7 protein-coding genes and 1 pseudogene are annotated in these 9,241 nt (G+C 72.0%); 6 read left to right on the top strand and 2 right to left on the bottom strand.

The annotated features are described in order from the left end of the window. Nucleotides 1-47: 47 nt before the first annotated feature. The gene (locus tag ACWGJ2_RS39535) at nt 48-1,745 is read right to left on the bottom strand and encodes an APC family permease (RefSeq protein WP_453351245.1); all 1,698 of its coding nucleotides are present in this window, start codon (nt 1,743-1,745) and stop codon (nt 48-50) included. 350 nt (nt 1,746-2,095) lie between these two features. Continuing rightward, on the bottom strand, nt 2,096-3,028 hold the full coding sequence (locus tag ACWGJ2_RS39530) for an RNA polymerase sigma factor SigF (RefSeq protein ID WP_453351244.1): 933 nt from the start codon (nt 3,026-3,028) through the stop codon (nt 2,096-2,098). A 259-nt stretch (nt 3,029-3,287) separates the two neighbouring features. Here ACWGJ2_RS39530 and ACWGJ2_RS39525 point away from each other — a divergent pair, with 259 nt between their 5' ends. From ACWGJ2_RS39525 to ACWGJ2_RS39500, 6 genes and pseudogenes are all read left to right on the top strand, one after another. Then, nucleotides 3,288-3,668 carry an STAS domain-containing protein gene (locus ACWGJ2_RS39525; protein WP_453351243.1) on the top strand — a complete coding sequence of 127 codons (381 nt, stop codon included), beginning with the start codon at nt 3,288-3,290 and terminating at the stop codon, nt 3,666-3,668. Nucleotides 3,669-4,040: 372 nt separating this feature from the next. Next, nucleotides 4,041-4,592, top strand: a complete 552-nt coding sequence (locus tag ACWGJ2_RS39520) for an ATP-binding protein (RefSeq protein ID WP_453351246.1) — start codon at nt 4,041-4,043, stop codon at nt 4,590-4,592. 239 nt (nt 4,593-4,831) lie between these two features. Further along, the gene (locus ACWGJ2_RS39515) at nt 4,832-5,575 is read left to right on the top strand and encodes an LPXTG cell wall anchor domain-containing protein (protein ID WP_453351242.1); all 744 of its coding nucleotides are present in this window, start codon (nt 4,832-4,834) and stop codon (nt 5,573-5,575) included. Nucleotides 5,576-5,672: 97 nt separating this feature from the next. Beyond that, a complete protein-coding gene (locus ACWGJ2_RS39510) occupies nt 5,673-6,914 on the top strand; it encodes a COG1470 family protein (RefSeq protein ID WP_453351241.1) in 1,242 nt (413 codons plus the stop codon). Next, a complete protein-coding gene (locus tag ACWGJ2_RS39505; protein ID WP_453351240.1) occupies nt 6,911-8,083 on the top strand; it encodes a neocarzinostatin apoprotein domain-containing protein in 1,173 nt (390 codons plus the stop codon). Before ACWGJ2_RS39510 ends, ACWGJ2_RS39505 begins: the two co-directional genes overlap by 4 nt. 197 nt (nt 8,084-8,280) lie before the next feature. After that, a pseudogene (locus tag ACWGJ2_RS39500) lies at nt 8,281-9,054 on the top strand (hypothetical protein); the annotation flags it as partial. Nucleotides 9,055-9,241: the final 187 nt, after the last annotated feature.

Here is a 9,241-nt window from a genome sequence, read left to right as displayed (position 1 = left end):
CGTCTCGCGCTCACGGGCCGCCGCCGTCACCTGTCGTCGCTGGGGTCTCAGACGCCCGCCGGCTCCCGCGCGGGCGTGCCGCCCTCGGGACCGCCCTCGCCGGAGGACCCCTTCTCGGCGGCCTCGGCGGCCTCGGCCGCCGCCTCCGCCGCCATCTCCTCCTCGATCCGCACGAGCGAGGGATTGCGCCAGGCGCTGCGGATGCCCCACCAGTAGAAGGCGAGCCCGAGGAGGGCGACGACCAGCAGGTCCCAGCCGGGTGCGAGGTAGCCCTTGCCGCCGAACTCGGTGCCGCCCGCCCAGGAGACCAGCGCCATCACGAGCAGGTACGCGACCATCCACGCGCCCGCCTTGAGGTGCGGCTTCAGCTCGGCCCACGGCTTGCGCAGCTCGTACCAGGCCCAGACGGGCAGGCCGACGGCCATGATCAGGATGACCTTGCCGGTGAGCGGCCAGCGCCCCCAGTAGAGGACGAGCGAGCCGAAGACCATCGCCAGCGGCGCGACGACGGGCATGGCACGCAGCCGTACGGGCCGCGCGAGCCCCGGCGACAGGCGGCGCAGCGACATCACGGCGACGGGGCCGGTGATGTACGAGATGACCGTCGCCACGGACACGATCTCGGCCAGCGAGCCCCAGCCGCGGAAGACGGCGAGGAAGAGGAACGAGATCACGAGGTTGAGCACCAGCGCGGGGCGCGGGATGCCCGTCTTCTTGTCGACGCGGCCGAAGACGCCGGGCAGGTGCCCGTTCTCCTGGACGCCGTGGATCATGCGCGACGTGGTGGCCGCGTAGATCATGCCGGTGCCGGACGGCGAGATGAACGCGTCGGCGTACAGCAGCATCGCGAGCCAGTTGAGGCCCCAGGCCAGCGACAGGTCGGCGAGTGGCGAGTCGTAGGAGAGGCCCGCCCAGCCTTCGCCGTTGCTGAGGTCGGCCGCGGGCACGCCGCCGAGGAAGGCGACCTGGAGGGCCAGGTAGATGAGCAGCGCGATCACGATGGAGCCGATGACGGCCTTGGGCAGCGAACGGCCCGGGGTGCGGGCCTCGGCGGCCATGTTGATCGGCGACTGGAAGCCGTTGTAGGCCCAGACGATGCCGGAGACGGCGACGGCGGTGAAGACGGCGCTCCAGCCGTTGGGCGTGAAGCCGCCGTTGTCCTTGATGTTGCCGGTGTCGAAGTGCGCGGCGATCAGGGCGCCCGCGGTCAGGACCGGGACGACGACCTTGAAGACGGTGATCGCGGTGTTGGTCTTCGCGAACAGCGTGATCGCGAACCAGTTGAGGAAGAAGTAGAAGACCAGCAGCACACTGGCGAGCGCGACGCCCGTGCCGGTCAGCTCCTTGCCGTCGTAGAGATCGTGCGCCCAGTCGAAGGACCAGGAGCTCATGTACTGGACGGAGGCGGTCGCCTCCCCGGGTATGACGGAGACGATCGCGATCCAGTTGGCCCACGCGGCGAGGTAGCCGGAGAGCGAGCCGTGCGAGTACTGGCCGTAGCGCACCATGCCGCCCGCGCGCGGGAACATGGAGCCCAGTTCGGTGTAGGTGAGGGCGATGGTCAGCGCGACCACGGCCCCGATGACCCAGGCCAGGATCGCGGCCGGTCCGGCGATGGCGGCGGCGCGCTCGGCTCCGAAGAGCCAGCCGGAGCCGATGATCGAGCCGAGGCCCGTCGCGGTGAGTGCCAGGGTGCCGAGCGAGCGGCGGTAACTGCCTTGCGGATTCGTGGGGGTGCTGGCCAAGTTTCCGGGTCTCCCTTCGCCTCCGTGAGTAGGCACGAACCGCACCCCGGAGTGGATAAATCAGGGAGAGCCGATAGGGCGGCAGGGGCCGCGGTCCGCTGTTCACAAGGTCGTCGGCGGGTCAGAACCTGGCAATGCTCTCACGCCGAAGTAAGTGCTCAACCCACGAACTTTGCTGTGGCACAGTGAGAAACGCCACCGTTTGCGGGGTCGGGGAACCACCCGTCGGCCACCCGTCGCGCGCCGGGAAAACGGGGCGCCGGAAACACGTAGTGGGCCGCCCCGGTGCCACAAGACCGGGACGGCCCACCCACGGACGTCCGCATCACACGTACGCGCGAAACGTCATCTCACTCGTCGAGCATCAGACCCTTGCGCAGCTTGCCCAGGGTCCGCGAGAGCAGCCGGGAGACGTGCATCTGGGAGATGCCGAGTTCCTCGCCTATCTCGCTCTGCGTCATGTTCGCCACGAAACGCAACGACAGGATCTTTCTGTCGCGCGGCGGGAGTTCGGCTATGAGGGGCTTGAGCGACTCGACGTACTCGATGCCCTCAAGACCGTGGTCCTCGTAGCCGATGCGGTCCGCGAGGGTGCCCTCGGTGTCGTCCTCCTCCGGCTGCGCGTCGAGGGAGCTGGCGGTGTAGGCGTTGCTGGCCGCCATGCCTTCGACGACTTCCTCCGCGGAGAGGTTGAGCCGCTGGGCGAGTTCCTCGACGGTGGGGGCGCGGTCGAGCCGCTGTGCCAGTTCGTCACCGGCCTTGGCGAGGTCGAGGCGCAGCTCCTGGAGGCGGCGCGGCACGCGCACGGACCAGGAGGTGTCGCGGAAGAAGCGCTTGATCTCGCCGACGATCGTCGGCATCGCGAAGGTCGGGAACTCGACGCCGCGGCTCAGCTCGAAGCGGTCGATCGCCTTGATCAGGCCGATGGTGCCGACCTGGACGATGTCCTCCATGGGCTCGCTGCGGGAGCGGAAGCGGGAGGCCGCGAACTTCACCAGGGCGAGATTCAGCTCGACGAGGGTGTTCCGTACGTACGCGTACTCGTGGGTGCCCTCTTCCAGGTGCTCGAGGCGGCCGAAGAGGGTCTTGGACAGCGCCCGCGCGTCAAGCGGGCCCACCTCGTCGTAGGGCGGGATCTCGGGGAGCTGGAGCTGGTCGAAGAGGTCCTCGACCGTGTCCGGACTCGTGGGTTCCGGGAGCTCTTCCGGGCGGTACTCTTCCGTTACCTCCGGGGCGGCCTGGTCGGTCGATTCCGATATCCCGTTATCGAGCCGGGGTGACATGTGTCCTCCATCATTTCTCGGCATATGGCTGCCGAAGCCGTGACGTGCACTGCGGTGTGCGGCGCCTCCAAAGCCACTGTCTTGCTTCTGTCCCTTCTAGACCTACCCGCTCACGCGCGGGCATGGCAAGTCCTTTATGTCCGAATTTGCGCCAATGTGTGGGTTGTTCAGCTACCGAACGTGGCGGCAAAGGCGTAGGGTTCGAACCGCTTGTCGGGGGGCAGCAGTGAAGGCGCATACGCAACCAGAAGGGGTGTGCATGGACCGCGGGATGCCCGGGAGCACCAGCCGGGGCCGGCTGACGGTCGACGTACGGCACCAGGGGGTCAGTGCCGTGGTGACGCCCGAGGGTGAGTTGGACCACCACACCGCCGATCTGCTGCGCGAGCCGCTGGAGCAGAGCGTCGAGGAGGGCTACAGCCGCCTGGTCGTGGACTGCTCGCGGCTGGAGTTCTGCGATTCGACGGGCCTGAACGTCCTCCTGGGAGCCCGGCTCAAGGCCGAGGCCGCGGGCGGCGGGGTCCATCTCGCCGGGATGCTGCCGGTGGTCGCGCGCGTCTTCGAGATCACAGGTGCGGAAGCCGTCTTCACGGTGCACGATGATCTTGATGCGGCGCTCGCGAGCGCGCCCGGGGTGTAATCCCCGCGACATCTCCGTACCCCTAGGTCACGGGGGCGTTACGCGCATCACACCAGTCCATCCGAATCCGTGGGTGTTCTCACGGTCCGGTAGGGCAGGAGACCCCTGAATCTGTCAGACATTCGTCAAGCCGCTCGACCAGGCCGGCACGAGGCGACGAAACGGTAAATCGGTGATCGGTGAGGTGAACCACTGATGAGCACCACCCGGCCGCACCCGGCGGGCGACTGCGGCCCGGAGCGCGAGGGTGCACCGGCGACCGCCGCCGTGTCGGAGGCCGGGGGCGTCGTGCCAGGAGCCGAGAGCGGCGAGGGCGGGGGCGCGGGTCCCGGCCCCGGCTCCCGTGGTCGCGGGACGCACGGCACGCCCGGCGTGTCAGGCTCCTCCGGCGCTACAGGGACTCCTGGCGGGCCCGGCGGCTCGGGCGCTTCGGGCGCCTCTGGTACGCCGGGTGCTCCGGGTTCCTCGGGCCAGGCACCGGACGAGGGCGGGGCCACCGCGCAGGGCCGCCCCATCCGCCAGGTGCGCAGGCTGCGCCTCGCCGGGGTCAGCGGCGCCGTACCGCGCGCGCGGGACTTCACCCGGCAGGCGCTCCAGGACTGGGGCTGGCTGCCCGCCGCCACGGGCGACCAGCGCGCGGCGGCCGAGGACGTGCTCCTCGTCGTCTCCGAGCTGGTGACCAACGCCTGCCTGCACGCCGAAGGCCCCGAGGAGCTGCGGGTCGGCAGCGGCCCCAAGGTGCTGCGCCTGGAGATCGTCGACCTGGGCAGCGGTTCGCCCGCGCCCCGTACGCCGCACCGCGCGGGGCGGCCCGGCGGTCACGGCATGTTCATCGTGCAGCGGCTCTGCCTGGACTGGGGCGTCGTACGCAACCCCGAGGGCACCGGCAAGACGGTCTGGGCGGAGCTGGCCGCGCCCAACTGAGCCCGGCGCCGGTTCCCCGGCCCCAGGCTTCCCCGTCCCTCCTCTCCTCGTTCCTCGTCGTGGCCTGATGCCGACGGCGAGCGCGCTTACGCGCGGTAACTCCCCTTCCTCCTGCGTCCCTTCGGGCGCAGGATCCTTGCTGTGACGTGTCTTCCATCGTCAAGGTCCCCGGCGTACTGTCAGCGCCCAATCTGATGTGTCGTCAGAACTTGCCGAGCAAGGATGAAGGGGGAACCCCGGTGTCCCAGAGCAAGAAGCGCCACAGCCGCGCCGCCGTCGCACTGGCCACGGCGGTTGCCGCCGGATCTGCCGTACTGGTGTCGGCTCCCGCCGCGCAGGCCGAGACCGTGGACGTCAACTACCAGTGCAAGACCCCGATCGGGGACAAGAGCGCCGTCTCGCCCATCGACATCAAGGGCACCAAGAGCGGCGACGGCTACAAGCTCACCATGTCCTTCGAGAAGGGCGTCTCCTCCAGCCCCGTCGAGCTGGGCAAGGGCGCGATGAAGCCCAGCGCCCTCATCAAGCTCGGCGGCGCCGACAGCGGGAACGTCGATGTGAGCGGCCCCACCAACCCGGAGGCCATTCCGGCCAACACCCCCATCAAGATCACCGACCTGTCGGGCACGTACACCCCGAAGAAGAGCGGCAAGGTCACCTTCACGGCCAGCACCCTCACCATCAAGGCCATGGGGACGACCACCACCTGCAAGCCCTCGAACGACCCGAAGCCCTCGCTCTCGCTCGACGTGGAGGCGGCCGAGGGCGGGGGCGGCACGGACGACGGCGGCTCGACCGGCGGCAGCGGCTCTGGCAGCGACAGCGGATCCTCCTCAAGCGGCTCCAGCGACGAGCTGCCCCAGACGGGCCCCGCCGACTCGGCCGTCGCGCTCGGCACCCTCGGCGGCACGGTGCTGCTCGCCGGTGTGGCCGGGGCGCTGTGGGTGACCCGGCGCCGCGCCGCGGGGGCAGCCTCGCGCTGAGGCGCGGGTCCGCCGCTGCGTCCGCCGCTGCGTCCGTCCGCCGAGCACGCATGCACGCCCGCACACCCGCACACCCGCACGTCGAGGGAGCCGCCCGTTGAGGCCGTCACCGTCACCGATGCCCGTCGTCCGCCGTGTCCTCCCGTGGCCGCGCCGGGACCGGGTCCGGGCCGCCGCCGTCGCGCTCGCCCTCGCCGCCGTGGCGCTGTGCGCGCCGCTCGCGCCCCCGCTCGCGGGGAGCGCGGCCGCGGTCCCTCGAGACGACGGCGATGGCCGGGGCGGCAGCGGCGGCGAGTGGTCGGCCGCGCCCGCCGGACCCGCGGCCTCGGCCGCCGACGGGGAGACGGACAAGGACGCGCGCTCCCTCTTCTACCTGGAGGGCGCGCCGGGAACCGTGCTCAAGGACACGGTCTCCGTCACGAACGAGAGCGGGCAGGCCCGTACGTACAAGCTGCGCGGCGCCGACGCGTACAACGGCCGCGACGGCGCCTTCGCCGTACGCGGTAAGGGCGCCAGCACCGGGGCCGGGCGCTGGATCGCCTTCGCCGAGCGCGAGGTGCGGGTGCCCGCGCGCACACGGGCCGACGTGCCGTTCACCGTGACCGTCCCCCGCGAGGCCGTGCCGGGCGACCACCCGGGCGCGGTCGTCGTCAGCGACGGGAAGCGGGACGCGGGCGTACGGATGCGGCTGCGGGTCACGGGGCCCGCGCTGTCGGCGCTGAGCGTCGAGGACGTGCGCGTGCGGGAGAAGGACGGCGGCGCGGCCGAGATCGAGTACGCGCTGGTCAACCGGGGCAACACGGCGCTGGAGCCCCGGCTCGCCGTGCGCGCCGACGGCCTTTTCGGGCAGGTGCTGCGGCGCGAGTCGCGGGCCCTGGACCTGGAACTGCTGCCAGGCCAGCGCGTCACGCTCAGCGAACCGTGGCACGACCCGCCCTCCCTCGACTCCACGGACGTCACCCTCTCCGTCACGGCGGAGGACGGCGCGCGGGGAGAGGCGAGCGGCTCGTACACGACCGTGCCGTGGGGGGCGCTGGGCGGGGGCGCGGCGCTTTTGGCGCTCGCGGGCGCGGTCCTGGGGCGGTGGCGGTGGCGCACGGCCGTCGTCCGGGCACTGACCCGCGCGGGGACAGCGCCCCGTGCGGTGACGGTGGCGGAGACGGAGACGTGCGTGCCGTCGGAGGCGCGGCGCCAGGAGGACGTCGAGGACGCCCCGTCGCGTCCCCTCCCGCGCGCGAACGGTGGCGGCGACCGCGATGGCGACAGCGACAGCGATGGCGACGGTGACAGGAGCCCCGACGGGGCGGCGGCTGGTGCGGCGACGGGAGCGGTGAAGTGATACGCGGCGACGGCACGGACCTCCGGCGGCACCGGAGGGGAGGCGGCGTACGGGCGCTCGTCCTGACGGTGTGCGCGCTGATGGTGGGCGCCGGGCTGGCGGTTCCGGCGGCGGCCTCGTCGCCGTCAGCCGTCGCCGCCGCCGACGACGAGGGGAAGCCCTCGCTCTCCCTCTCCACGAAGGAAGCAGGGACGGGCGGCAGCGTCACCGTCACCGGCAAGGGCTGGCGGCCCAAGGCCCTGCTGACCCTCCTCATGTGCGGCCAGAACGCGATCGGCGGCACCAACGCCTGCGCCAACTCCGAGGGCCGCGCCGTCACCACCTCGGCAGACGGCACCTTCGAGAAGAAGATCCCCGTGGCCGAGCCGCCCAAGCCCTGCCCCTGCGTCGTCCGCGCGGCGACCGTGACCGGCTCCTACGCCTCCGCCGACGCGGCCTTCGAAGTGGCCGGACACCCGGTGAAGCCGCTCCCCGAGGACGCGGGCGGCGGCAGGCTCACGGTGCTCGCCGCACGGCTGGAGGGCGGCGGTGGACTGCTCGACTGGTTCGGCGCGCCGCCCCAGGGACAACTGGTCCTCACCGTCGGCAACCTCGGCGCCGACCGGGCCGAGAACCCCGTCTTCGAGGTCGGCACCTCGCACGGCGTCTACGCCCCCGAATGGGAGCGGCACCAGTGGCGGGGCACCGTGGACCCCGGCAAGAAGAAGCGGGTCATGCTGCCCGTCGAACTGTCCTCGGGCGCGCACGGCGACTACACCGTCGCCGCCAAGTACGGCGGCAAGGTGCTCACCGAGCAGCCCTGGGACGTGGGACGCCCCTGGGGCGTGACCCTCTTCTGGATCCTGCTGTTCCTCGTCGTGCCCGCGGCGGTCTTCCGCGTCGGGATGGCCGTCGTGGACCGCACGCGGCCCCGGCAGTCGGGCCAGGTCGTCAGCCCGGCCGGCGCCCACGCCAGGCCCCGCGCCCTGCCCCTGCGGGACCGGCTGGCCGCGCGCCTCGCCGAACGGCTCGCGAAGCCCCCGGCAGCGGCGGCCGGGCCGCCGGGGGAGCGGGCGGAGGAACGCACGCTGCCCTGGTTCACACCCGACACCCTCGCGCCGAGCACCCGGCGCGACCCCCAGTTCTCCGCACCGTCCGATGACCGTCCCCCTCCGAAGGGAAGTACGTGATGAGGCAACGACGGCGCGCGCTCGGTGTCGCGCTGATGCTCAGCAGCGCGGGTGTGTTCATGGCCGCGGGGTCCGCGCAGGCCGAGGACTCCGGCGGAACGCCGCAGGTGCCAGGTGTCACCGGCGTGCCGAGCGGAATCCCGTCCGACCTGCCCACCGGCAGCCTTCCGAAGGCACCGGCCATCCCGGGGCTCCCCGGAGCGGACAGCGGCGGCAGCGCGGGCGGTGACGCCGCCTCGGGCGGTGGCTCCGACGCCACCGGAGGGAGCGGCGACAGCGGAGGGAGCGGCGGCAGCGGCGACGGCAAGAGCTTCACGGGCAAGGAAGTCGAGGTCCCGTACTCCTGCAAGACCCCGATCGGCGACAAGAGCGCGACCTCGCCCGTGCGGATCGACGCGACCGCGTCCGGCGAGAGTTACGCGCTGACGGTGAAGTTCAGCAAGTCCGTCATGGACAGCCCGGCCCAGATCCCGGCGGACTCCGTCGAGCCCTCCATGGACGTCAAGGTGGGCGGCGACGACAAGGGCACGGTGAAGGTCGTCGGCGCGAAGAACAAGGAGGCGATCGCGCAGGGCGATCCCATCGAGATCCCCGACCTCAAGGGCACGTACAAGCCCGGCGCCGACGGGAAGGCGACGCTGACCCCCGGCGTCCTGACGGTCAAGGCTCTCGGCACGACCACGACCTGTACCCCGTCGAAGGACCCCGGGGCCTCGCTGGAGCTGGACACCACCGACCAGGGCGGCGTCAGCGGCGGAGACTCCGGCGGAGCGGCGGCCTCCGGCGGTGCGGCTGCTTCGGGCGGTACGGCGGACGCGGGCGCGCAGACGACGAGCGGTGGTCTCGCCGAGACGGGGGCCGAGGACGGCGGCGGCTTGCGCGCGCTCGGGTTCGTCGCGGGCACGGTGCTCCTGCTGGGCGCCGCGGTCTTCACGTTCACCCCTTGGCGCAAGCTCCGCGCCCTCCGCTAACCCTTCACGGGCGCAAGGTTGACCGCTACACGGGGTGCCCGGCCTCTCAGGGGCGCGCCTGCCCTGGTGCCTCTTGGGGTTCGTTCGCGTGGTGCGGGCCGGTGGCACGGGTTGTGCCCACCCGTCCCGCCTTGCGGGACGATTGCCCACAACTTTTGGCGTGCCGTCGGCGGTCGGGTGCGGGTGG

This window comes from Streptomyces sp. NPDC054796, assembly GCF_053611545.1.
The sequence above is the reverse complement of the archived record's forward strand: the minus strand, read 5'-3'. Positions and strand labels throughout refer to the sequence as shown.

Excerpts from the sequence above, each read along its gene's own strand:
- ACWGJ2_RS39525 (WP_453351243.1), top strand. The coding sequence starts at position 3,288 with ATGGACCGCGGGATGCCCGGGAGCACCAGCCGGGGCCGGCTGACGGTC.
- ACWGJ2_RS39530 (WP_453351244.1), bottom strand. The coding sequence starts at position 3,028 with ATGTCACCCCGGCTCGATAACGGGATATCGGAATCGACCGACCAGGCC.